This is a genomic window from Pseudomonas alloputida, assembly GCF_021283545.2.
GTDB classification, from domain to species: domain Bacteria; phylum Pseudomonadota; class Gammaproteobacteria; order Pseudomonadales; family Pseudomonadaceae; genus Aquipseudomonas; species Aquipseudomonas alloputida.
Genome location: NZ_CP128540.1, coordinates 3837236 through 3861690, shown reverse-complemented (window position 1 = coordinate 3861690; position 24455 = coordinate 3837236). Strand labels below are relative to the sequence as shown.

The window sequence follows — 24455 nt, the reverse complement described above, 5'->3', positions numbered from 1 at the left end:
AAATAACGTCAACGCGTTGAATCCTGTGACCTGCATGGCCGTAGCAGGCATACGCTGGGCCGTTCATCGCGTTTTCCCCTCGCCGCCGGGGTATGATGGCGGCAGCGAAAACGTACTGACAGGCCCCTAGACCATGAACCGTCGTAAGAAGATCAAGCAGCTATTGCAGGCGCATGCCAAAAAGGCCAGTGCCAAACTGGCGCCACGCAAGCCCAAGTACATCTGCAAGGCGGACCGCTTGAAGATGGAGGCAGAGGCGGCGGGCGAGAGTTCCCAGCTGGCTGACTGACACCGCCCCTGCACCGATCGCATGGGCTTCAACGGCGGTAGTAATGATGCGCGTCATGATGACGCTGGCGCATGGCGCGCTCATGGCGGCGCTCCCAATCACGGCGCCGTTCCCAGTCGCGCCGCCGCTCCCAGTCCCGGCGGGCTTGTTCACGCCGCCACTGTTCGCGGCGCCAGTCGCTTCGGTGGTCGTGCCAGCGATCGTCATCATGCGCCAGGAGCGTGGCCGGCTATTCAACGGCCACGCTGGCCACGCTCGACCAAGGGTTGCCGGCTGGCTTCAACGGTGACTGGACGGTCGGTGAAACCGGTTCGGCTGCTTTCATTTGCGTTGCCGATGCCGTGCCCACCGCCGCGAGCGAGAACAGGCCGAGCAGCACCAACCTTGCGACATGTATTTTCATGAGCGTAGCCAACCTCTGATAACGAATGAGCCATCTGGCCAGCAGGTGTGGGGCGAACCTTGTCTCGCGTTCCGCTACCTTTCTGTGCCTCACACATAGACAGGGAATCAAGAAAAAGTTCGCTACAGCAACAACTTGTAGAAAATCGCCGTGGCGGTTGGTGCTGTGCAGCACCCGCTAAAGGTGCCATTGCGCTCGGTCAACTGCCTGCAAATACCTCACGCAGATGCACCCGATAACTGTCGAACGCTGCAATCGCCCCCGCTACCACCTCTGCTTCCTCCTGCTCCCCCAGCACCAGGCTGTCCAGCCTGGCAACAAATTCGCGCCAATGCAGCGCTCGGCCATCCGGGTGAGGGGCCAGGTGGCGGGCCCCATTGTCACCCTCCAGCCCAAGACGTTGCGTGTGCTTGTAGAGAAACGCCGCCCCCAGGTTCGAACCTTCACTGCAATACAGCCATCCCAAGGCCTGGGCCGAGCTGACACGGACCGGTTGGGTGGGCGTTGGCAGCGGCAGGCCGAGGTCGCGCAGGTCGGCCTCGACTGCCGCGAACCGTGACAGCGCCGCCAGCCCCGGCAGTTGCTGGTTGAGCTGTTCATCCTGATACAACGCCAACAGGCTGCCATGAAAGCGGTGCTGCACCTGCAGGAAGCGCCCATAACGCTCGCGGCTCTCGAAAGGCCGCGCTGCCATCACCAGTTGATCGACGCTGTCATGATCCCTGCTGCTGGCCGCTTTCAGGCGTTTGCAGCGGCTGGGTTCGGTGAAGGGGAAAGTTACAGCGGTCATCGGCGTATCCGTGGCAATAGAGCAAGGTCCCCATGATGCTTGCCCTCCTTGGCAGGCAGCAAGCGTCACACGCTCGACTTGAGCGAGTTCGCAATGATGGAGTGCAAGGTCGATGCTCATTTATCATGGCGGCTGCCTTTACCATTGCCAAGGATACCTGCCATGAGCGCCCTTCAGTTCCGCACCCCCGTTCCCGCCGATGCCGAGCGTTGCTACGCCATCGAAATTGGCGCCTATGAAGGGGATGAGGCGGCCACGCTGGAGAAAATCCGCACGCGTATCACGCAGTACCCACAAGGCTTCCTGGTGCTGGAAAGCGACGGCGAGATCGTGGGTTTCATCAACAGTGGCTGCGCCCACGAGGTCGTGATGTCCGACGAGGCTTTCAAAGAGCTGGTCGGCCATGACCCGGCGGCCGCGAACGTGGTGATCATGTCGGTGGTTGTAGACCCGGCCCACCAGGGCAAAGGCTACGCCAAAGTGTTGATGAACGAATTCATCGGGCGCATGCACGCGGCGGGCAAGCAGACCATTCACCTGATGTGCAAGGAGCAGCATGTAGCCCTGTACCAGAAACTGGGCTACCGATACGTGAAACCGTCGCCGTCGGACCACGGCGGCATGGCCTGGCATGAGATGGTCATGGACCTTTGAGTGGACATGACATCGTAGTGTGCGCTACCCGCAGCTTGCCTAGGTGGCAGCGCAGCCCAAAGGGCTGCGCATGCCCTTCATTCACCCGGCGATGCCGAGCTGATGCCAGGCCTCAAGTGCCACTGACCAGCTGATGGGCCAGCTGGTTGTGGCGTTCCAGTACGCGCGGCAGGTCGACGGTGGCCAGCTGGCCGTCTTTCACCACGACGCGGCCGTTGATCACGCTGGTATGCACCTGGGTCGGGGTGCAGAACACCAGTGCCGCCAATGGGTCGTGGTGGCCGCCGGCATACGCCACATGGCCCAGGTCGAAGGCGACGAAATCGGCGACCATGCCCGGGGCCAGGGCGCCAATATCATTGCGGTTAAGCACTTTCGCGCCACCCAGGGTGGCAATCTCCAGTGCTTCGCGTGCGGTCATCGCGTCAGGGCCAAAGCCCACCCGTTGCAGCAGCAGGGCCTGACGCACTTCACCGATCATGCTGGCGCCGTCGTTGGAGGCAGAGCCATCGACCCCCAGGCCCACCGGTACGCCGTGGTCGCGCATCTTGCGTACCGGGGCGATGCCTGAGGCCAGCCGCATGTTCGAGCATGGGCAGTGGGCGACGCCGGTGCCGGTGCGAGCGAACAGCTCGATGCCGTGCTGGTCGAGCTGCACGCAGTGGGCATGCCATACATCATGGCCGACCCAGCCAAGGTCTTCGGCGTACTCGGCAGGGGTCATGCCGAACTTCTCGCGGCTGTAGGCGATGTCGTTGACGTTCTCGGCCAGGTGGGTGTGCAGCGACACCCCATACTGGCGCGCCAGCACGGCAGCTTCGCGCATCAGGTCGCGGCTGACCGAGAATGGCGAGCATGGCGCGACCACGATACTGCGCATCGAGCCGTGGCTGGCATCGTGGTAGTCCTCGATCAGGCGTTGCGATTCCTTGAGGATGTCGGCTTCCTTTTCCACCACCGAGTCAGGTGGCAGGCCGCCTTGGCTCTGGCCCACGCTCATGCTGCCGCGCGCGGCGTGGAAGCGCATGCCGATCTCGGCCGCCGCGTGGATGCTGTCGTCGAGCTTGCAGCCGTTGGGGTAGATATACAGGTGGTCGCTGGAGGTGGTGCAGCCGGACAGGATCAGCTCGGCCATGGCGGTCTGGGTCGACACCGCGATCATCTCGGGGGTCAGGCGCGCCCAGATCGGGTACAGGTTGGTCAACCAGTTGAACAGCTCGCCGTCCTGAGCGGCCGGTACCACGCGGGTGAGGCTCTGGTACATGTGGTGGTGGGTGTTGACCAGGCCTGGGATGACCACCTTGCCGGCCATGTCCAGAACCACGTCGGCGTGCTGCGGGAGGGTTTCGCTGGGGCCGACTTGCTTGATCAGGTTGCCTTCGATGAACAGACCGCCGTTCTTGATTTCGCGGCGTTCGCCGTCCATGGTGACCAGCAGTGCGGCGTTTTTGACGAGGAGCGTTTTTGCAGGGTTTGTAGATGACATGGTGCAAGCCTGCGCAATACGCATCGGCGATTACCGATGTCATAGGCGCTCGGTATTGTAAGCAAGCTTTTTACTGATTGTATACAGCTCGAAGTGCCCGTGCCGGCCTCTTGGCGGCTAGAGCCGCGAAGAGGCCGGCACGGGTTGCAGCCATGAAAGATCACACCGCCTCGCGGCTGCTCACACCCTCCAGCAACCGGGCAATCCCCAGCGGGTTAGCGTTTTTCAACGCATCCGGCAGCAGTGCGTCAGGGTAGTTCTGGAAGCACACCGGGCGCAGGAAGCGGTCGATGGCCAAGGTGCCGACCGAAGTGCCGCGGGCGTCGGAGGTGGCCGGGTAGGGGCCGCCATGCACCATGGCATCGGAAACCTCCACGCCGGTCGGGTAGCCATTGAGCAGCAAGCGCCCGGCCTTGCGTTCCAGCAACGGCACCAGTGAGGCAAAGGTGCGCAGGTCGTCAGGTTCGGCAATCAGGGTGGCAGTCAGCTGACCTTGCAGGTGACGCAATGCTTCGGCCAATTGCTGGGCATCGGCCACTTCAACCACCACGGTGCAAGGGCCGAACACTTCTTCCTGCAACAGCGGGTCGCCATTGAGCAGCAGGCTCACGTCGGCCTTGAACAACTGCGGCTGAGCCTGGTTACCCGTTTGCGGTTGGCCGGCCAGATGCTGGATACCCGGGTGCGCCAGCAAGTGCTGCACAGCGTTCTGGTAGCTGCGCAGGGTGCCCGCGTTGAGCATGGTCTGCGGGCCTTGGTCGGCCATGCGTGCCACCAGCGTTTGCAGGAAATGCTCGAAGTGTGGCGACCGGATACCCACCACCAGGCCCGGGTTGGTGCAGAACTGCCCGCAGCCCAGCACCACCGAGGCGGCCAGCTCGGTCGCCACCTGCTCACCGCGAGCCTGCAGAGCCTGCGGCAGCACGACCACCGGGTTGATACTGCTCATTTCGGCGAACACAGGGATCGGCTGCGGGCGCGCTGCGGCCATGTCGCACAGGGCGCGGCCACCGCGCAGCGAGCCGGTAAAGCCGACCGCCTGAATGGCCGGGTGCTTGACCAGTGCTTCGCCCACACCGGCACCGTAGATCATGTTGAAAACGCCTGCCGGCATACCGCTGCCGGTCACTGCACGGTCGATGGCCGCGGCCACATGGGCCGCAGTGAGCATGTGCCCGCTGTGTGCCTTGAACACCACCGGGCAGCCGGCGGCCAGCGCCGAAGCGGTGTCACCGCCAGCGGTGGAGAAGGCCAGTGGGAAGTTGCTGGCGCCGAACACGGCCACCGGTCCCACGCCGATGCGGTACTGGCGTAGGTCCGGGCGCGGCAGCGGGGTACGCTGGGGCAGGGCGCGGTCGATGCGTGCAGCGTAAAAGTCGCCACGCCGTACCACCTCGGCAAACAGGCGCAGCTGGTTGCTGGTGCGGCTGCGTTCGCCGCGGATGCGTGCTTCAGGCAGTGCGGTTTCGCGCATCACGTCCTGGATGAAGTCATCACCCAACGCGTCCAGTTCGCTGGCGATAGCGTCGAGAAAAGCGGCGCGCTGGTCCGGGCGGGTGCTGCGGTAGCTCGGGTAGGCCACCTCGGCGGCCTGGGCGGCGGCCTCGACTTCATCGCCAGTCGCCTGGTGGAAGGCGTAGGGCAGTGTTTCACCGGTGTGGGCGTCGAGGCTGTGCAGCAGCACGTCACCGTGGCCACTGAGCTGGCCGGCGATGTGGTTCAGGCGGTGTTCGATGGACATTTCGTTTCCCGTTGGCAATGACAATCGTTGGTCAGGACTGTAGGGGGCGAATGGGGGGCTGAATAATGATTAATACGGATCGGGTGATAACGAGCAGTTATCACCCGGGTTCTCGCGATGCCCTGCAGGAGCGGTCACGCAAGGCGTCGGGCTCACTCGGCCATCTGCAACTCTGGCAGCTTCACGCGCAACGCCCGGGTCAGCCCCAGTAGCACCAACAGGCCCAGGCCCATCCAGCACAGGCCGATGGTGAACGACAGGCTGGTCAGGCTGCTCCACAGCCACAGCGTGCTGAGAAAGCCCAGGCCGGGAATGGCGCCGTACAGCAGGCAGTTGCGGCAACCGCGCAGTTTCTGGTCAACCAGGTAGTGCTTGACCACTGCAAGGTTCACCGCCGAGAAGGCGAACAGTGCGCCAAAGCTGATCATGTTCGCCACGGTATCCAGGGTGATCACCAGGGCGATCAGCGACAGTAGGCTGACCACCAGGATGGCAGTGGCTGGCACGCGCTTTTTCGTCACCAACTGGCCGAATGCCCGTGGCAATGCGCCGTCGCGGCCCATGGCGAACAGTACGCGCGACACGCTGGCCTGGGACACCATGGCCGAGGCGAAGCAGCCCGCCACGTAGGTAGCGGTGAAGGCGGTTACCAGCAGCTCGCCGCCCATCCGGCGCATCACGTCAACCGACGCCGAATCCGGATCGGCGAAGCTGCCCCAATCGGGGAACACCATCTGTGCGCAATAAGACACCACCAGAAATAGCAGGCCGCCGATCAACGACACCGCCAGAATCGCCACGGGAATGCGGTAGGTCGGGTTACTGGTTTCCTCAGCCATGGTCGACACCGCATCGAAGCCGAGGAACGACAGGCACAGCACGGCGGCGCCGGTCATGATCAACGGCACGCTGAAGCCATCGTGGTGCAAGGGGGCCAGCAGCGACACCGGTTCCGCCTGTCCGCTGAGCTTGAGAATGGACAAAGCGACGAAGACGATGATGAACACCAGTTGCACCACCACCAGGATCCAGTTGACCCGGGTGATCGACTCGATGCCGATCAGGTTGAGGAAGGTGACCAGGGCAATGGAACCCGCTACCCACACCCAGGCATGGATGGTCGGGAAGTATTCCGACATGTAGATGCCGATCAGCAGATAGCTGAGCAGCGGCAGAAAGATGTAGTCGAGCAGCAGTGTCCAACCGGTGATGAAGCCGATATGGCTGCCGAAGGCCTTGCGCGTGTAGGTGTAGACCGAGCCGGAGTAGGGGTGGGCCTGGACCATGCGGCCGTAACTGTAGGCGGTCAGCAGCATGGCGGCGAGCGTGAGCAGGTAGGCGGTGGGCAGGTGCCCTTTGGTCATCTGGGTGACCAGCCCGTAGGTGGTGAATACGGCCAGGGGCACCATGTAGGCCAGGCCAAACAGCACCAGGGCGGTCATGCTCATGGACTTGCGGAAGCGGCCGGTGCTGGTGCCGGGTTGCGAGGGTGCATGCGGGGCGGGGCTATGGGCTGTACTTGTTGTTGTATGCATTGCTAACTCCTGAAAAGGGATGCAGGACACCGCGGCAGGCGAGCAGGCTCGCGACCGTCAGGTGTTGTGCAAGGAGGTCGAGCGGAAAGCTCGCAGCGCTGGGGCGGGTTGATGCTCCCACACCCTGCAGGCACCCGGAATCACCCTTTGGGGTGAGCGGACACAGCCCTTGCCCGGCTCACCCCAAAGGGTGATTCCGGTGCCTGCAGCGCCGTGGGAGTATCTGCTCAACGACGCACCGCACTGGCGGCGGTGCCACTGAGAAAACGGCAGGCTTACAGTGACCAATCAATTGCTTTCAGAACAATGGTTCGAGCACCAGGCCAAGGTCACCGAGGCGATCGGCCGGCCGGGCTTTGCCGCCAGCCTGTTTGCTGCACTGGGTGTGATCCGGCCGATCCAGGCGACCACGGTGTACCTGTACCCGCACGATGGCATGCCCTGTGCGCTGTTCGAGCAGGATGACAAGGCGCCCTGGCAGCCCGAGGGCAATGTCAGCCGCTACCTGTCGGGCTTCTACCTGCTCGACCCGTTCTACGGTGCTTGTGTGGAACAGGTCGAATCCGGTTGTTACGGCCTGTTCGAAGTGGCACCCGACCACTTCGAGGTCAGCGAGTACTACCAATCGTTCTACCGCCACTCGCACCTGGAGGATGAACTCAACTACATCCTGCAGGTGGCGCCCGGGCAAAGCCTGGCGGTGTCGCTGGCCTTCACCGACAAGCTGGATGGGCAAAGCCGCACGCGGTTCGGGCTCATCACGCCTTGGGTACTGGCGGTACTCGGCAAGCATTTTGCCGGGCTGGACAGCCGCGCAGGGCGCTTCGAGAACATCCTCGAGCAACGTATCCATGCCGCGCTGAACAATTTCGGCAGCTCGCTGCTGACCGAGCGTGAATGCCGTATCGCCCAGCTGATCCTGCGTGGCCACTCGACCAAGTCGCTGGCCGAGCGGTTGGGAGTGTCGGAGGACACCATCAAGTCGCACCGCAAGAACGTCTACGCCAAGCTCGACATCGGCACCCAGTCCGAACTGTTCTCCCTGTTCATCGATGCGCTGGCCAATGCCCAGGGCGTGCTGGGCAAGGACCCGCTGGAAAGCTACATGGGCAAGCTGCGCTGAACGCCAGCTGCCCTGCAACCCCACCGCAAAGGAAAACCAACAATGAACGCGCCTTTCGCCCCGCAACGCCAGACCCGTGACTACCAGGCAGCCGATGCCGCCCACCACATTCATGCCTTCCTCGACCAGAAGGCGCTGAACGCCGAAGGGCCGCGGGTGATCGTCGGTGGCGAACGCCTGCACCTGTGGGACAGCGAGGGCAAGCGTTACCTGGATGGCATGTCCGGCCTGTGGTGCACCCAGCTCGGTTATGGCCGTCGTGACCTGACGGCCGCCGCGGCCACGCAGATGGATCAGCTGGCCTACTACAACATGTTTTTCCACACCACCCACCCGGCGGTGATCGAACTGTCCGAGTTGCTGTTCAGCCTGCTGCCGGGGCACTACAGCCACGCGATCTACACCAACTCCGGCTCCGAGGCCAACGAGGTACTGATCCGCACCGTGCGCCGCTACTGGCAGGTGGTTGGCCAGCCAGGCAAGAAAATCATGATCGGCCGCTGGAACGGCTACCACGGCTCGACCCTGGCGGCCACGGCGCTGGGTGGGATGAAGTTCATGCACGACATGGGCGGGTTGATTCCGGATGTGGCACACATCGACGAACCCTACTGGTACGCCGAGGGCGGTGAACTGACTCCGGCCGAGTTCGGCCGCCGCTGCGCCCTGCAGCTGGAGGAAAAAATCCTCGAACTGGGTGCCGAGAACGTTGCCGGCTTCATTGCCGAACCCTTCCAGGGGGCCGGCGGCATGATCTTCCCGCCGGAAAGCTACTGGCCGGAAATCCAGCGTATCTGCCGCCAGTACGACGTGCTGCTGTGCGCCGATGAGGTGATCGGTGGCTTTGGCCGCACCGGCGAATGGTTCGCCCATGAATACTTCGGCTTCGAGCCCGACACCTTGTCGATTGCCAAGGGCCTGACCAGCGGCTATGTGCCCATGGGCGGCCTGGTGCTGAGCAAGCGCATTGCCGAGGCGTTGGTGGAGCGCGGCGGGGTATTTGCCCACGGCCTGACCTATTCCGGCCACCCGGTGGCGGCGGCAGTGGCCATCGCCAACCTGAAGGCGCTGCGTGACGAAGGCATCGTGCGCCAGGTGAAGGACGACACGGGGCCGTACCTGCAGCGCATCCTGCGGGAAGTGTTTGCCGACCACCCATTGATCGGCCAGGTGCAAGGGGCCGGGCTGGTGGCGGCGCTGCAGTTCGCCGAGCACAAGCCGACGCGCAAGCGCTTTGCCAACGAGAACGACCTGGCCTGGCAGTGCCGCACCTTTGGTTTCGAGGAAGGGGTGATCATTCGCTCGACCCTGGGCCGGATGATCATGGCCCCGGCCTTGATCGCCAACCACAGCGAGCTGGATGAGCTGGTGGAGAAGACCCGGATAGCCGTAGACCGCACGGCGCGGCTGGTCGGCAAGCTGTAAGCCGCTGACAAGGGCAACGCGCTTCCCTGTGGGAGCGGGCACGCCCGCGAACACCGGCGAAGCCGGTGCCATCCACCGTGTCGCCTGATTCGCGGGCATGCCCGCTCCCACAGAGGGAGTGCGGCGTGCTTGCGGACTGTGTGGTACCTGTTACTTGCGCAAGAAGGACCGCCACGACGGTCGTTTGGAGTACAAATGTACACTCTCGAATTCTGGCAACAACGCGCCTCGGACCTCTACCTTCCGGCCCATGCACTGATCGACGGCAAACCCGTCAACGCACAGGATGGCGCCACCTTTGCAGCCATCAACCCCGCCACCAACAACGTATTGGCACAGGTTGCCGCCTGCGGCCATGCCGAGGTCGACCTGGCTGTCGCCAGCGCCCGTCGAGCCTTCGAGCAAGGCCCCTGGCCGCGCATGGCGCCGGGCGAGCGCAAGAAAGTGCTGCTGCGGCTGGCCGAGCTGATCATGGCCCATCGTGAAGAACTGGCATTGCTGGACTCGCTGAACATGGGCAAACCGGTGATGGATGCCTACAACATCGACGTGCCGGGTTCTGCCCATGTGTTCGCCTGGTACGGCGAGGCGCTGGACAAGCTGTATGACCAGGTGGCGCCCACTGCTGCCAATGCGCTGGCCACCATCACCCGCGAAGCCCTCGGCGTGGTCGCTGCCGTGGTGCCATGGAACTTCCCGCTCGATATGGCCGCCTGGAAGCTGGCCCCGGCGCTGGCTGCCGGTAACAGCGTGGTACTCAAGCCCGCCGAGCAATCACCGTTTTCGGCCCTGCGCCTGGCCCAGCTGGCGCTGGAAGCCGGTGTGCCGGAAGGCGTGCTGAACGTGGTGCCGGGCCTGGGCGAGCAGGCCGGGCAGGCGCTGGGCCTGCACCCGGATGTGGACTGCCTGGTATTCACCGGCTCCACCCAGGTGGGCAAGTACTTCATGCAGTACTCGGCGCAGTCCAACCTCAAGCAGGTGTGGCTGGAGTGCGGCGGCAAGAGCCCAAACCTGGTGTTCGACAACTGCCAGGACCTGGACCTGGCTGCGGAAAAGGCCGCCTTCGGCATTTTCTTCAACCAGGGCGAGGTGTGTTCGGCCAACTCGCGGCTGTACGTGCAGCGTGCCATCCACGATGAGTTCATCGAGCGCCTGCAGGCCAAGGCTCGCCAGTGGCTGCCCGGTAACCCGCTGGATCCGGCGAGCCGCGCCGGGGCCATTGTCGATGCCGGGCAGACCGGCCGCATCGAGGCCGCCATTGTGCGTGCCGGGCAAGAGGGCGCGCGATTGGTGTGTGGCGGCCGACGCCTGACCATCGAAGGTTCGGACAACTACATCGAGCCGACCATTTTTGCCGGTGTCGAGGGCCGCATGAGCCTGGCGCGCGAGGAGGTGTTCGGCCCGGTACTGGCGGTCAGCGCCTTCGACACGGAAGAAGAAGCCGTGCGCCTGGCCAACGACAGCATCTATGGCCTGGCAGCCTCGGTGTGGAGCGACGACTTCAACCAGGTGCACCGGGTAGCGCGGGCGTTGAAAGCCGGTACCGTATCGGTGAACACAGTCGATGCGCTGGATGTGACGGTGCCGTTCGGTGGGGGCAAGCAGTCGGGGTTTGGCCGCGATCTGTCACTGCATTCGTTCGACAAGTATTCGCAACTCAAGACCACCTGGTACCAGTTGCGCGGCTGATGTATTGATCATTGACCGCGTCGTCTGCTTCGCGGGCATGCCCGCTCCCACAGGTTCAGCACAAGTCTGAGGGTTGTGCTGGACCTGTGGGAGCGGGCGCGCCCGCGAAGAGGCCGTATCTGGCGCCGCGGCGGGACCCGGTTAGAAGTCCACGCTAGCCGAAAGCTGATAGGTCCGCGGCGCCCCCAACCCCAGGGTCTGGGTCAGTGGCACACCCCAGTAGTCCTTGTCCCCCAGGTTGGCGATGTTCGCTCGCAAGGTGACCGGCTTGTTGGCGACCTGGGTCACAAAGCGGGCGCCAACGTCGAAGATCGTGTAACCCGGAATCGACAGGCTGTTCTCGGCATTGATGTATTGCTTGGACTGTGAGGTCACGTTGCCGGTCAGGGTCAGCCCATCCAGGCCGGGGATGTCCCACTCCATGCCCAGCTTGCCCTGCACCTTGGGGTAGGCCGTGGCGGTCTTGCCATCGTTGGCACCGCCTGCGGTCTTGGTCAGCTTGGGGTCGACATAAGCCACGCCCCCCATCAGGCGCACGTCGGGCAGAGGGGCACCGAAGAAGCTCCATTCCACGCCCCGATTACGCTGCTCGCCACCGAACGAAAAGATGTTGGTGACCGGGTCGGTATAGCTGCCCGGGCGCTTGATTTCATACAGCGCCAAGGTGTGGCTGAAGGTGCCCAGGTCGAGCTTGAGGCCGATTTCCTTCTGTTTTGATTTGTACGGCGCGAACACGTCGCCATAGTTGGCAGCGGTGATCGGTGCGGCCGCGCCTTTGCTCAGGCCTTCGATGTAGTTGGCGTACAGCGACAGCTCATCGGTCAGCTTGAACAGGATGGCCCCGGCAGGGGTGGTGGCGTGGGTGTCATAGCCTGGTTTGTTGCGGGCACCGGTATTGGTGTTGTAAGTGTCGGTGACCACTTCCTGGCGACGTACGCCGAGGGTCAGTTGCACCCGGTCATCCAGCACCGACAGGGTGTCGGCGATGCCATAACTTTTCAGGTCGTTTTCCGTGTGGGCAATCAGTGGCCAGGCCTCCGATACCTTCGGGCCCCAGACAGGGTTGTAGATATTGGTCGTCCAGTTCGAGCCGGCGGCGCGGCGGCCGAAGTCCTTTTGCGTGTCGCTGTACTGGGTGGCGTTGACCGACCATTGGTGGTTGATGCCGAAGGTGTCGAAATGGCCACGCAGCCCCACCTCGGCAGAAGTCTTGTGGATCTCCATCTGCAACTGGCCCATCGCGGTGGTGAAATCACCGGCGCTGTTGTTCACCGTTGCTGTGAGTGCGCCGCTGTAGCGATAGTCCGTCTTGCTGGTGCCGACCGCGCCATAGGCCAGCAACTGGTCGTTCAGCTCGTACTCACCACGCAGGATGACGCCCTTGTCCTTGGTTTCCACATAAGCCCAGTCGGGGTTGAGCAGTGTGTCGTTTTTTGGCGGTTTGGGGACTGGTACCCCAGCGGCCAGGCCCATGCCGCGGTTCTGGCCGCTGATGTGGTCGTCGGTATCGAACAGGTCGAGCGACAGCTTGCCACGTTCGCCACGCCAGTCCAGGGCCAGAGAAGACAGCACATTGCGCTGGCGTTGATCGTCGATGGCAGTGTCGCCGTCGCGGTACATGCCGTTGAAGCGCACGCCAAACTGGTTGCCCTCACCGAAGCGCCGGCCAACGTCGACATGGCCGCCAAGCTGGGCATCGGAAGCGTAGGTGGCGGTCAGCCGGGTCAGCGGCGTGTCGCCAGCGCGCTTGGGAATCAGGTTGACAATACCGCCCACCGAACCGCCGGGCGGCATGCCGTTAAGCAGCGCCGACGGGCCTTTGAGTACTTCGATGCGTTCGTACATTTCGGGTGAGGCGCGGTAGTAGGGGGCCATGCCGAACAGGCCATCGATAGTCATGTCACTGACGCTGGTCTGGAAGCCGCGGATCGAGTAGTTCTCGCTGTAGGTGCCGGTCAGGCCGTTGCTGAACACTGACGGGTCGGTGGCGGCGATAACGTCGGTGATGTCCCGGGCCTGCAGATCCTGAATGTAGGTGTCGGTGTAGCTGACGGTGCTGAACGGCGTTTCCATGAAGTCTTTGTTGCCCAGCAGGCCCACCCGCCCGCCGGTGGCCACCTGGCCGCCGGCATACACCGGTGGCAGTGGATCGGCAGCGCTGGCTTGGGCGTCGATCAGGGTGGCGGGCAATTCCGGGGGGGCGGGTTTTTCTTCAGCGGCCTCGTGGGGGTTGGCTGCGTCGGCGTGTGCGGCGATTGGCGCCAGTGTGCAGCTACCAAGGGCCAGGCCAATGAATACGGCATGTGCCAGCGGGGTGCGCGGCAGCGCAGGCAATGCCAGGGCAGGGGACGAGAGTGTGTGCAAGGTACGGATGGACACGCGATGGCTCCAGAGGGACAGATGGCGGGTTGTGTTTTTGCATTTAAAAAGCGAAGAAGTAAGGCAAATGAGAATCACGTGCTAACGCAGTGGCAGGCATTTGCAAAAAGGAAGTGCCTAGTCCTGATAGCCCCTGATCACGTCATCCGCGATCAAAGCCAGTGAGGTCGGGCTGGCGGCCGTGACGTACCAGGCCTGCGGGTCGACGAACACCACGCGGCCGTGCTTCCAGGCGTTGGTCTGGCGCAGCAGGGGGTTGTCCAAGGTGTCTGCTGTCATCATTGGGCGGTGCTCCATGACGGCGGTGCGATCCACCACATAGAGGATGTCGGGGTTGGCCTGCTGGATGAACTCACTGGAAATCGGCTGGCCATGCAGGCCGGTATCCAGGGTAGTGGTGGCCGGCTTGACGCCCAGGTCATTGAAGATGAAGCCGTAGCGCGACTGCACGCCGAAGGCGCTGAAGGCGCCGTTGTTGTGCAGCACCACCAGGGCCCGCTCCGGGCGGTCGCGGGTGACGCTGCGCGCCTGGGCCAGCTTGGCCTCCAGTGCGTCAGCCTTGCGCTGGGCCAAGCCTTGCTTGCCGAACACCTGCCCAAGGCTGAGCAGGTGCTGCCTGACCATGGCGACATGCCCGGTTTCGCTGTCGCGATAGTCCACATCGAAGTGCAGGGTCGGCGCCATTTCGCTCAGTTCGTCATAGTGGTTGGCCTGCAGCGAGGTGATCAGGATCAGGTCAGGCCGCGCCGCATGCACCCGCTCCAGGTTGGGCTGCACGATCGAGCCGACATCTGCCGTTTGCCCGGCATCCTTATAGCGTGCAAGAAAGTCCGGCACGAAGTCCTTGGGCATGCCCGCCACGGGTACGCCCAACTGGTCGAGGAAGTCCACTTCGTTCATGTCCAGAGCCACCGTGCGCTGTGGCAGTTGACTGATCACTGTGGTGCCCAGTTTGTGCTGTACGGTTAACGGCGTGTAGTCGCCATGGCGCGTGGTGTTCGCCGGTGCCGCTGTGGCTGCCGTGGGCTCGTTGCAGCCGTGCAGGGCGAGGGTGGCGGCTAGCAGTAGCGCCAATGGCCAGCCGTTGGCGGGGTGGTTGCGGTTCATTGCTGTTCTCCGGGTGGGTTGAAGTAGTTGCACAGGCGGCCGCGCGCGCTGTGGGTGATGTCGAAATCCAGCCCGTACAGCGCGTGCAGCTGTCGCTCGGTCACAACCTGCTCGACGCTGCCGCTGCAATGCACACGGCCACCCTGCATGGCGACGATGCAGTCGGAGTAGGCGGCTGCAAAGTTGATGTCGTGCACCACCAAAATCACCGTGCGGCCGAACTCGTCGCACAGCCGACGCAGGGCGCGCATGATCTGCACGGCGTGGCGCATGTCGAGGTTGTTCAACGGCTCGTCCAGCAGCAGATAGTCGGTCTGTTGGGCGATGGTCATGGCCAGAAAGGCCATTTGCCGCTGGCCGCCGCTGAGTTCATTGAGGTAGGCCTGGCGCAGCGGCTCCAGGGACAGAAAGGCAATGGCCTGGTCGATGGCCCGACGGTCTGCAGCGGTGAGCGCACCACGGCTGTAGGGGAAGCGGCCGAACGCGACCAGTTCGTCGACGGTCAGGCGCAGGTTGAAGTCGACCGACTGGCGCAGGGTGGCCACGCGCCGGGCATAGTCGCCGATGGCGATGCTGTCGATGCTTTGCCCGTCCAGGCGTATGTCACCGCTGGCAGGCGCCAGCAGCCGGGCCAGCATCATCAGCAAGGTGGACTTGCCGGCGCCATTGGGGCCGATCAGCGAGGTCAGCTGCCCGCGTGGGAAGCTGGCGCTTACCCCGCTCAACACCTCTTTGCTGCCATAGGTTTTGTGCAGGTCGTGGACAGTAATCATGCGGCTCCCCGGTTGCGCACCATCAGGGCGAGGAAGTAGGTGCCACACACCAGGTTCACGAGGATGCCGACGGTGGTCCTGTAGTTGAAGACATGCTCGACCAGCAACTGGGCGGCAATGAACACGGCAATGGCCACGGCGCTGCCGAGGGCCAGGGTGACCCGGTGGCGGAAGGTACCGGCCATCGCATAGGTGATGTTGGCGACGAACACGCCCATGAATGCCGTGGGCCCCAACAGGCTGGTCGACACCGCGACCAACGCTGCGATCAGCGCCAGCAGCAGGCGCACGTTGCGCCGGTAGTCCACGCCCAGTGAAATGGCCTGGTCGCGTCCGAGTGCCAGCACGTCCAGCACCGGTACGGCCCGGGCCAGCAGCACACACACGCCCGCCACCAGCACGGCCGAATACAGCAGCAACTGCGGCGATGCCCGGTTGAACGAAGCCTGGGTGTAGCCCAGCAGCATCGAGAACTCGCCGGGGCTGACTTTCAGCTGGACGAACTGGGTGAACGTGGCCATGACCATGGTCAGCACCAGGCCGACCAGCAGCAGGAAGTACACGTTGTTTTTGCCGTCACGAAACAGCCAGCGGTGCAGGGCCCAGGAGTAGCCGAGCATCAGTAGCATCGAGAGCAGGAAATTGCCGTCACTGCCGAGCAGGATCAGCCCCTGCACGCCCATGCCCAGCACCAGCAGCGCCTGCAGCAGCAGGTACACGGCTTCGTAGCCCATGATCGCCGGGGTGAGGATGCGATTGCCGGAAAGGGTCTGGAAGGCGATGGCGGAGCAGGCCACGCACACGCCACCGATCACCATGGCCGCCAGGCGCACAAGGCGCTTGGGGATGAGGTAGGCGAAATCCGCCCCAGCGTTGACGAACACGAACAGTGTGGCCAGAGCGACCACGGCCAGCCACAAGCAGTGTCGGCCTTTCATCGCTGCCTCCAGATGATCAGCCCGAGGAAGATCAGCCCGCCCAGGCCGCCTGCAGTCAGGCCGATGGGCACTTCGAACGGGTAGATCAGCAACCGCCCGAGCAGGTCGCAGACCAGCAGCAAGGCCGCACCGCCCAGCGCCACCAGTGGCAGGGTGCGGCGCAGGTTGTCGCCATGGCGCAGGGCGACCAGGTTGGACACCACCAGGCCGACGAAGGGGATGGCGCCGACGATGATCACGCTGGCCGACACCGTCACAGCTACCAGCAGCAGGCCCACCGTCACGTTGGCGGTGTAGTTCAGGCCCAGGCTGGTGGCCATGCCTTCGCCCATGCCCAGCACGGTGAAGCGCTGTGCGTACAGGTAGGTGAGCAACACGATCGGTACAATCAGGTAGAGAATTTCGTAGCGGCCCTGCACCACCTTGGAAAAATCACCCAGTAACCAGCCCTGCATGCTTTGCAGCAGGTTGAAGCGGTAGGCGTAGAACTCGGCCAGCGCACTCAGCACGCCGCCGTACATCAGGCCGATGACCGGCACCAGCACCGCGTTGCGGGCGCGTATGCGGCGGATGAGGGCGACAAACAGCAGGCTGGCGGCAAAGCACACGGCCAGTGCGAACAGCATGCGCAGCAGTGCCCCGGCCGCGGGCGCCAGGCCCAGCGACAGCAGGATGCCCAGGCGCGCGGCATCGAGCCCGCCGGTGGTGCCGGGTTCAACGAAACGGTTGCGCACGATCTGCTGCAGGATCACACCGCATACCGCCAGCCCGACACCCACCAGTATCAAGGCGGCCAGCCGTGGCAGGCGGCTTGCGGTCAGGGTCAGCCAGGCGTCGCCTTGCAGGGTAAGCAACTGAGACCAGGCCAGCTCACGAACGCCGACAGCCAGTGAGGCCGCGCACAACACCAGGAACAGGATGAGGCATGCAACACGCATCAGTCGTGTTCCACCCTCGGTGCCCCGATGCGCCAGCCGTTGGCGGCGTGGCGCTGTTCGAGCATGCGTGCATAGTGCCCGCCATTGGCGCGCAGTGTGGCCGGTGTGCCTTGTTCGACAACCTGCCCGGCGTCCAGCACCACGATATGGTCGGCCATGGCCACGGTGCTGAGCTGGTGTGCGATGACCACCAAGGTGCAACGCCCATGCAGGCTGTGCAGCGTCTGGGCAATCACGGCCTGGTTCTCGGCATCAAGGGCGGCGGTGGCTTCGTCCACCAGCAGTACTGGTGCTTGCCTGATCAGCGCACGGGCAATGGTCACACGCTGGCGTTCGCCACCGGAAAGCTGCGCACCACCTTCGCCCACGGACGTATCGAGGCCCCCGCGCAGCCGTTCGAGGGTGTGTCCCAAGCCGGCCATGTGCGCCGCTTGCAGTACCTCGGCGTCGCTGGCATCGGGTTTGCCGATACGGATGTTGTCGGCGATGCTGCCCTGGAACAGCCAGGTGTCCTGCAGTACTTGGCTGACTGTGTCGGTCAGGCTGGCGCGGGCCATTTGCCGCACGTCGACGCCGCCAATGCGCACACTGCCTTCGGTGGTATCGAAGAACCGTGCAATCAGGCGCATCAGTGATGTCTTGCCTGAGCCCGAGGCGCCGATGACGGCGGTCATGCTGCCTGCCGGGATGTGCAGGTTCACGTTTTGCAGCACGTCGGGCCCGGTGGGATTGTAGCGCAAGCTTACCCCTTGCAGGTTGATTGCGCCGCCCACCGGCCGGTGGGGCGAGGCGGGTTCTGGCAACGGCTTGGCTGCCAGGATCCGTTCGATTTCCTGCAGCTGGCCATGGGCCCCGCGCAGGATCTCGACATGGCTGGCCACGTCCTGCAGCGGGTCGATGAAGCGGCACACCAGCACCAGTGCCACGATCACCGCAACTGCGTCCTGCGCTTGGCCACCCGCCTGATCGCCGAACCACAGGCCGGCGGCCACCAACAGCGCGGCAAATGTTGCCTGCACGGCCCAACTGTTGAGCAGTGCTGACAGCGAAGCACGAATGATCAGGCCCATGCCGCTGCTGCGCTGGCGCTCCAGGCTTTGCGCCAGCAACCGTGTGCCCCCACCCTCCCCATTGAAGGCCCGCAGCACCGACTGTGCCTGGGCGAACTCCACCATACGCTGGCTGGCGGCGGCGAAGTGCTGGTGAAAGGCGTGATCGGCCCGGCGCCCCAGGCGTGCGCTGAACAGCAGCACTGCAGCCAGCGCCGGCAGCGCTAGCAGGGCGACAAGCCCCAGCGGCGGGTGCAGGATGAACAGCGCAACCAACAGCACCAGCGGCGTGACGCTGCTACTGATCAAGGGCGTGAGCACATGGGCCGGCAGTTGGGCCACAGCCATCGTGCCCTGGGTGATCACATGCCCGAGCCGCGCGGTGTTGTCAGGGGTGAACCAACCCAGTGGCAGCTGTGCTACCTGGGCGCCAATGTGCTGGCGGCCGCCTTGCAGCACCGCTACCGCCAGGCTTATGCCGGCCTTTTCCACCTGGCGTCGCCAGGCCCAGCACAGCGTCAAGCCGGCGGCCAGCACGACCAACCAGGCACTGGCAGCGTGTATTTCGCTGTTCAGTAGGTGCAGCATGAGCGGCGCCAGGGTACTGATGGTCAGGCCACTGAATACCCCGTACAGCACGGTCATCAGCAGGTAACGGCGCCAGGCCGGGGCGCATTCGCCCAGCAGTCGAACGAAGGTTTTCAGCATGCTGGCAGCGCCTTTTTCACGGTGTCCTGATAACCACCCTGCGCCCACAGCCGTGCATAAAGGCCTTGGCGGTTGAGCAATTCGCTGTGGCGCCCTTGTTCACACAGGGCGCCTTGGTCCAGCACCAGGATCTGGTCGGCATGCATCACCGTGTCCAGCCGGTGGGCGATGACCAGTAGGGTGCGACCCCGGGCGAAACGCGACAGGGCATCCTGGATCGCCGCCTCGCTCTCGGCGTCGGCGGCTGCGGTGGCCTCGTCCAGTACCAGCACGGGCGGGTCGAGCAGCACGGCGCGAGCAATGCTCAGGCGCTGCTGTTCGCCCCCGGACAATTGCGCGTCTTCGCCCACCACCGAGTCATAGCCACGCGGCAGTTGCAGGATGCGTGTGTGAATGTTGGCCAGGCGCGCAGCCGCTTCGACTTGTTCGCGGGTTGCAGCCGGTTTGCCCAGGGCGATGTTGTCGGCCACGCTTGCATGGATCAGCCGCACCTCCTGCAGCACGAAACCTATGCGTCGGTACAGTTCGCGGCTCTCGATCTGCCGCAGGTCGACGCCACCCAGGGTGATGCGCCCGGCGTCTGGGTCGAAAAACCGTAGCAGCAGGCGCGCCAGGGTCGACTTGCCGGCGCCAGAGGGGCCGACGATGGCGGTCGTGGTGCCGGGGGCCAAGGTGAAGCTGACGTCATCGAGCACGTTGTTGCCGGGGGCGTAGGCATGGCTCAGTTGCTCCACGCGCAGTTCGCTGCCGTTGGGCAGGCTGCCAACTGCAGGGGCCGGCAGCACCGGGGTGTCCAGCAGGACCTGCACCCGCTGGGCCGCCCCCACCGCGTTGTTGAGGTCGTGGGTAATGTAGTGCAACAACTGTAGCGGCGCGCACAACCCAGGTGCGACCAAGGCAAAGGGCAGTATCTGTAGCGGCTCTATCCAGCCCAGGGCCACGAACGCCATGCCTGCCAGCAGCACCACACCCACTACCGTCACCGGCGCGATCAAGGCATTGGCCCGTGCCATCGCCGCAACCAGTGGGCGGGTGAAACCGGTGAAGGTGTTGGCAAAGGCATCGACCGCGGCACGGTAGCGGTCCTGCGCGTTGCCGCGCCCGCCGAATGCTTTGACCAGCGGCATGCCATTGACGAACTCGACCACCGCGTTGTCGATGCGCGCCATGCCCGCAACCACATCACCCATATGCGCTGCGCTGGCCTTGATGGCACGGTGCAGAAACAGGAAGAACGCCGGGAAGGGCAGCAGCACGACCACGGCAAGGCGCCAGTCCATGGCGAACAGGTAGGCCACGGAAATCAGCACGGCGCCCACGGTGCGGCCCAGTGTGGTGAAAAAGTGCGCGGTCAGGCTGTGCAGTGTGCCGATGTCGTCCTGCATGGCCCGTTTCACTTCGCTTGATGCCCGCTCGCTGAACCAGCCGAGCGGCACTTGCATCAGGCGCTGGCCGATCGCCACGCGCAGGTGATGGGTGATGTGGTTGTCGGCCTGGTGCGCCAGCATTTCGGCTGCGGTGATCAGGGTCATGCCAGTGAACAGGCTGGCGATGCTGGCTGCGATGGCCCGGCCAATGGCGCCCGATGTGGCGGTTTCGCTCAACGCCAGGTGTGCGATGTGCGCAATGCCTGCCAGCGGTACCAAAGCCAGCATCGAACCCGCCGCAGCCAGCACCGCCGACAGCGCCAGCCGCCCGCGAATGGGGGAAAGCACACGGCTGAGCGGGCTGCGGGCTTTGTTTGTTGAAGGGGCGGCATCGTCAAGGGGCGTTGATGAATCGGACATGAAGCGGGCCTGGAAAGCTGCAAATTAATTAGTTGCATGACTATAAACTAATTTGCGAAAACCCGACAAGGCAGCTACAAGACTGTCTTCACAAAGCCTGGAGGAACCGATGCAACCACCACAACGCACCCCCGGACGCGGTCGCCCTCGCACCATCACCCGTGAACGGATTGCCGACGTGAGCATCGCCATCGGCTTGCCCAACCTCACGTTCGTTGGCGTGGCCGCTGCGTTGGGCGTAAGCCACATGGCGCTGTACAAGCATGTGCCGAACATCGAAGCACTCAAGTGTCTGGTGGCCGAGGAGATCTTTCAGCGCTGGCAGATCCCTAGGGCAGACGGGAATTGTGTAGAAGGGTTGCAGTCCTACCTGACGCGCTTTGCCACGTCGGTACAGGCATTCGTCAAGGCCCACCCGGGTCTGACGCCCTATGTGATCCGCAGGCTGGCAGCGACAGAAGCGATGATCGACAAGATCAATGACCACCAGGCGCACATCGCCCAGGCCTACGGCCTGAGCCTGGAAGAGGCGCGCTGGTTGTTGTCGACGGTGGCGTTCCATGGCTTTGCCGTGGCCGATACGGTGTACACGGTGTCGGGGCGCGAGCCGCTGCTGGAGGCCGACCGGGCTGGCGAAGAATCGGAGATGGAAGTGGAATTGCTTGAGGGCATGCAGGCGCTGATTGTCGGGGCGTTGGTCATGCTGGAGCAGCGGGGTTGAGCCTCATGTAACGGCTGTGCGCCTTTTACTGCCCAGGTTAACTTTTTTGCCATCCCGGCAGAAAGCCCACGTACGCTCTACACTGCTGCCAAGATGGACCAGGGCAGCTTGCCACCATTTGGCCCGTCACGCTGCCTGCGAATGGCCCTGGCCTGCATGATCGTTCTGGCTGCTCCTTCAAACTGCCACACATGGAGTACCTGGAATGGGCTGCGTGTCGAATGGCCGTGTTGCCGGTAAAGCCGGGCGTGGCATCTCGCTGCAATGGCTGGTGGCGCTGGCCGTCGTGCTGGGCATGCTGCTGCTCGGCGCCGCCCTGGCCTGGCAGGGTTACCGCGGAATTCGCCAAACCCTCGTGGCCGCCGCTGGCGATGCCGCCCAGCAGGTTGCCAAGACGATCGACGAGCGGGCCAGGCGCCTGATCGAGCCGGCGCAAAGCAGCATTCGCCTGCTGGCTCACAACACGACGGTGCACACCCAGGCACAGCGCCTGGATCGGCTGGCGCTTTTAAGATCGGGCGCTGAACTTGTTGCAGGCCCAGGCCAAACCTGACTATCGCTACGATCCACGCCTGCGCCCCTGGTTCGCTGAAGCCACGGTACAACCCTCTACTGTGCTGACGCGCCCCTATGTGTTCTTCACCACCCGCGAGGTCGGCTTGACCATGGCCCAACGTAGCGTCGACGGTGGGGCCGTGATCGGCCTGGATGTCTCGGTCAACGACCTGGCCAGCGAGACTCAGGACCTGCGCATGACCCCGGGTACCGAGATCGTGGTGGTCGATGACCAGGGCAACGTTGTGGCCTATCCGGACCCGCAGCGGGCAATCGTGCACGAAGGGCAAGGCGTGCGCCTGTCGCGTGTCGCCGAGCTGGGCGCTCCCAGCCTGGCGCGGCTATACGCTGACCTGCCGAAGGGCAACCAGCCTCAGCCTTATCAGGTGGACGGCCAGACCTGGTATGGCATTCGTGTGCAGCTGACCACCCTGGCCGGGCACGACTTGCACGTGCTGATTGCCGTACCAGGCCACGAGCTGCTGGTGGGGGCACGCAAAGTCTTGTTCGAGCAGTTGCTCTGGACCGTGGCACTGATGGCCGTGTTGCTGGTGCTCGGCGGTGTGCTCGGCCGGCGCATTGGCCGCCCGCTGCGGCTGTTGCGCGAGCAGGTTCAAGGCTTGGCCAGCTTTGATTTCAGCCGTGAAGTGGGCGTGCACTCGCGGGTTTCCGAGGTGCGCGAGTTGAGCCGCGTGCTGAGCCGCATGTCCGGTACTATTCGCCACTTTCAGGCGATTACCCTTGCGCTCAGCCGCGAGCGAGACCTGGAGCGCATGCTCGATGGCGTGCTGAGCCATCTGGTAGAAGCTGCCGGAGGCGACGCCGGCGGGGTTTACCTGTACGACGCTGAACAGGCTTTGCTGCGCCTGGCCGCCTCGTGCCGCGGTGAACACTACCCAAGCGAGCTGGCAGTGGATGAAAGCGCCCGGCAGCACTTGGCTGCAACAGTGACCCAGGCCCTCAGCCTGCACGAACGCAGTCTGGCCGTGGTGCTGAATGACCGTAGCCAGGCACTGTTGGGCATCCTGGTCCTGCAAATGGGCGAAGAGCAGGCGCAGGAGCGGGTGGGCGAGGCATTTCGGCGCTTTGTCGAGGAGCTGTCCGGTGTGGCTGCAGTGGCCATCGAAACCCGCCAGTTGGTCGAAGCCCAGCAACGCCTGCTGGACGCCATGATCAAGCTGCTGGCAGACGCCATCGATGCCAAGAGCCCCTATACCGGTGGCCACTGCGAGCGGGTGCCTCAGCTGGCGCAGATGCTGCTGGATCAGGCAGTGGCAGCCGACAGCGGTCCGTTCGCCAGCTTCAGCATGACCGAGGCAGAGCGGTACGAGTTCCGTGTGGCAGCGTGGCTGCACGATTGTGGCAAGGTCACCAGCCCCGAGTACGTGGTGGACAAGGCGACCAAGCTGGAGACCCTGTACAACCGCATCCACGAAGTACGCATGCGTTTCGAAGTGCTGTGGCGCGATGCGGAGCTGGCTTATTGGCAAGGCCTGGCCAGCGGCGTCGACCAGCAGGTACTGAAAGCCGCACTGCAGCGAAGCCAGGCCGAGCTGCAGGACGACTTCGCTTTCGTCGCCCAGGCCAACATCGGCGGCGAGTTCATGCAGGACACCGATATCCAGCGCTTGCAGGTGATCGGCAAGCGACGCTGGCTGCGCCATTTCGATAACCGCCTGGGCATCTCCCGTGACGAGGCGGAACGCCTTGTCGGCGTGCCGCAGCCTGAACTACCGACAGAGGAGCCATTGCTGGCCGACCGCCCCGAGCACTGCGTGCCCTGGGGCACCCGCACGCCGCCGGTGGTGAAGGACGACCCGCGTAACATCTGGGGGTTCGACATGCATCTGCCAGGCCACGCCAGCAACTACGGCGAGCTGTACAACCTGTCGATCCGCCGTGGCACGCTGACTGACGAAGAACGCTTCAAGATCAACGAACACATCGTGCAGACCATCATCATGCTCAGTGCACTGCCGCTCCCGCGTCAGCTCAAGCGGGTACCCGACATCGCCGGCAACCACCACGAAAAGATGAACGGCAGCGGCTATCCGCGCCGTCTGGACGGGCAGGACCTGGGCATTGCCGAGCGAGTGATGGCGATTGCCGACATCTTCGAAGCACTGACGGCAGCAGACCGGCCATACAAACCCCCGAAGACGCTGTCCGAATCGGTGAAGATCCTGGTGGCCATGGCCCGCGAGGGGCACGTCGACGGGCAACTGCTACAGCTGTTCCTCAGCAGCGGGGTATACCGCCAATATGCCGAGCGCTTCCTGCGCACCGAGCAGATCGACGAGGTGGATGTGACCTACTGGCTGGCGCAAATTCAGGAGCGCAGCGCAGCGAGACCTGTGAACTGAGG

The 24455-nt window shown here is 64.0% G+C and carries 17 protein-coding genes and 2 pseudogenes; 7 read left to right on the top strand and 12 right to left on the bottom strand.

From position 1 onward, the window contains the following. The first annotated feature begins 133 nt into the window (after positions 1 to 133). Positions 134 to 289, top strand: coding sequence for a DUF2986 domain-containing protein (locus LU682_RS17725; protein ID WP_004575417.1), 156 nt, complete (start codon positions 134 to 136; stop codon positions 287 to 289). Positions 290 to 317: 28 nt separating this feature from the next. Here LU682_RS17725 and LU682_RS17720 read toward each other — a convergent pair. Further along, a pseudogene (locus LU682_RS17720) lies at positions 318 to 692 on the bottom strand (hypothetical protein). A 199-nt stretch (positions 693 to 891) separates the two neighbouring features. Next, positions 892 to 1482: a biliverdin-producing heme oxygenase gene (locus tag LU682_RS17715; RefSeq protein WP_010953505.1), complete on the bottom strand. Its 591-nt coding sequence runs from the start codon at positions 1480 to 1482 to the stop codon at positions 892 to 894. 162 nt (positions 1483 to 1644) lie between these two features. Between LU682_RS17715 and LU682_RS17710 the strand changes: the two genes are divergently transcribed. Then, positions 1645 to 2136 carry a GNAT family N-acetyltransferase gene (locus LU682_RS17710; RefSeq protein ID WP_049588141.1) on the top strand — a complete coding sequence of 164 codons (492 nt, stop codon included), beginning with the start codon at positions 1645 to 1647 and terminating at the stop codon, positions 2134 to 2136. Positions 2137 to 2248: 112 nt separating this feature from the next. Here LU682_RS17710 and LU682_RS17705 read toward each other — a convergent pair whose 3' ends face one another. The 3 genes from LU682_RS17705 to LU682_RS17695 form a co-directional block, all read right to left on the bottom strand. After that, positions 2249 to 3622, bottom strand: a complete 1374-nt coding sequence (locus tag LU682_RS17705; RefSeq protein ID WP_232857577.1) for an 8-oxoguanine deaminase — start codon at positions 3620 to 3622, stop codon at positions 2249 to 2251. A 160-nt stretch (positions 3623 to 3782) separates the two neighbouring features. After that, a complete protein-coding gene (locus tag LU682_RS17700) occupies positions 3783 to 5363 on the bottom strand; it encodes an aldehyde dehydrogenase (NADP(+)) (RefSeq protein ID WP_010953508.1) in 1581 nt (526 codons plus the stop codon). Between the two features lie 152 nt (positions 5364 to 5515). Continuing rightward, positions 5516 to 6898 carry an APC family permease gene (locus LU682_RS17695; RefSeq protein WP_232885758.1) on the bottom strand — a complete coding sequence of 461 codons (1383 nt, stop codon included), beginning with the start codon at positions 6896 to 6898 and terminating at the stop codon, positions 5516 to 5518. Between the two features lie 280 nt (positions 6899 to 7178). Between LU682_RS17695 and LU682_RS17690 the strand changes: the two genes are divergently transcribed. The 3 genes from LU682_RS17690 to LU682_RS17680 all read left to right on the top strand — a co-directional run bounded on the left by LU682_RS17690 (position 7179) and on the right by LU682_RS17680 (position 11135). Next, a complete protein-coding gene (locus tag LU682_RS17690) occupies positions 7179 to 8021 on the top strand; it encodes a helix-turn-helix transcriptional regulator (RefSeq protein ID WP_010953510.1) in 843 nt (280 codons plus the stop codon). A 42-nt stretch (positions 8022 to 8063) separates the two neighbouring features. Next, the gene (locus tag LU682_RS17685; RefSeq protein WP_003250846.1) at positions 8064 to 9446 is read left to right on the top strand and encodes an aspartate aminotransferase family protein; all 1383 of its coding nucleotides are present in this window, start codon (positions 8064 to 8066) and stop codon (positions 9444 to 9446) included. A 195-nt stretch (positions 9447 to 9641) separates the two neighbouring features. After that, complete coding sequence (locus LU682_RS17680; protein ID WP_060489779.1) at positions 9642 to 11135, top strand: aldehyde dehydrogenase; 1494 nt, start codon at positions 9642 to 9644, stop codon at positions 11133 to 11135. Positions 11136 to 11276: 141 nt separating this feature from the next. On the opposite strand, the gene LU682_RS17675 is transcribed toward LU682_RS17680, so the two are convergent. From LU682_RS17675 to LU682_RS17645, 7 genes are all read right to left on the bottom strand, one after another. Beyond that, positions 11277 to 13514, bottom strand: coding sequence for a TonB-dependent receptor (locus LU682_RS17675; protein WP_049588134.1), 2238 nt, complete (start codon positions 13512 to 13514; stop codon positions 11277 to 11279). Between the two features lie 117 nt (positions 13515 to 13631). Beyond that, the gene (locus LU682_RS17670) at positions 13632 to 14621 is read right to left on the bottom strand and encodes a siderophore ABC transporter substrate-binding protein (protein WP_014591457.1); all 990 of its coding nucleotides are present in this window, start codon (positions 14619 to 14621) and stop codon (positions 13632 to 13634) included. Next, positions 14618 to 15394 carry an iron ABC transporter ATP-binding protein gene (locus tag LU682_RS17665; RefSeq protein WP_010953514.1) on the bottom strand — a complete coding sequence of 259 codons (777 nt, stop codon included), beginning with the start codon at positions 15392 to 15394 and terminating at the stop codon, positions 14618 to 14620. Before LU682_RS17665 ends, LU682_RS17670 begins: the two co-directional genes overlap by 4 nt. Further along, positions 15391 to 16332, bottom strand: coding sequence for an iron chelate uptake ABC transporter family permease subunit (locus LU682_RS17660; RefSeq protein WP_010953515.1), 942 nt, complete (start codon positions 16330 to 16332; stop codon positions 15391 to 15393). Before LU682_RS17660 ends, LU682_RS17665 begins: the two co-directional genes overlap by 4 nt. After that, positions 16329 to 17270: an ABC transporter permease gene (locus LU682_RS17655; protein WP_010953516.1), complete on the bottom strand. Its 942-nt coding sequence runs from the start codon at positions 17268 to 17270 to the stop codon at positions 16329 to 16331. Before LU682_RS17655 ends, LU682_RS17660 begins: the two co-directional genes overlap by 4 nt. Continuing rightward, positions 17270 to 19027, bottom strand: a complete 1758-nt coding sequence (locus tag LU682_RS17650) for an ABC transporter ATP-binding protein (protein WP_049588131.1) — start codon at positions 19025 to 19027, stop codon at positions 17270 to 17272. The genes LU682_RS17655 and LU682_RS17650 overlap by 1 nt, the downstream gene beginning before the upstream one ends. After that, positions 19021 to 20814: an ABC transporter ATP-binding protein gene (locus tag LU682_RS17645; protein WP_010953518.1), complete on the bottom strand. Its 1794-nt coding sequence runs from the start codon at positions 20812 to 20814 to the stop codon at positions 19021 to 19023. Before LU682_RS17645 ends, LU682_RS17650 begins: the two co-directional genes overlap by 7 nt. A gap of 109 nt (positions 20815 to 20923) precedes the next feature. Between LU682_RS17645 and LU682_RS17640 the strand changes: the two genes are divergently transcribed. Both LU682_RS17640 and LU682_RS17635 read left to right on the top strand, forming a co-directional pair. Next, positions 20924 to 21535 (top strand): TetR/AcrR family transcriptional regulator, encoded by a 612-nt coding sequence (locus tag LU682_RS17640; protein ID WP_049588130.1) that lies wholly within the window; start codon positions 20924 to 20926, stop codon positions 21533 to 21535. A gap of 205 nt (positions 21536 to 21740) precedes the next feature. Beyond that, a pseudogene (locus tag LU682_RS17635) lies at positions 21741 to 24453 on the top strand (HD domain-containing phosphohydrolase). Positions 24454 to 24455 lie beyond the last annotated feature (2 nt).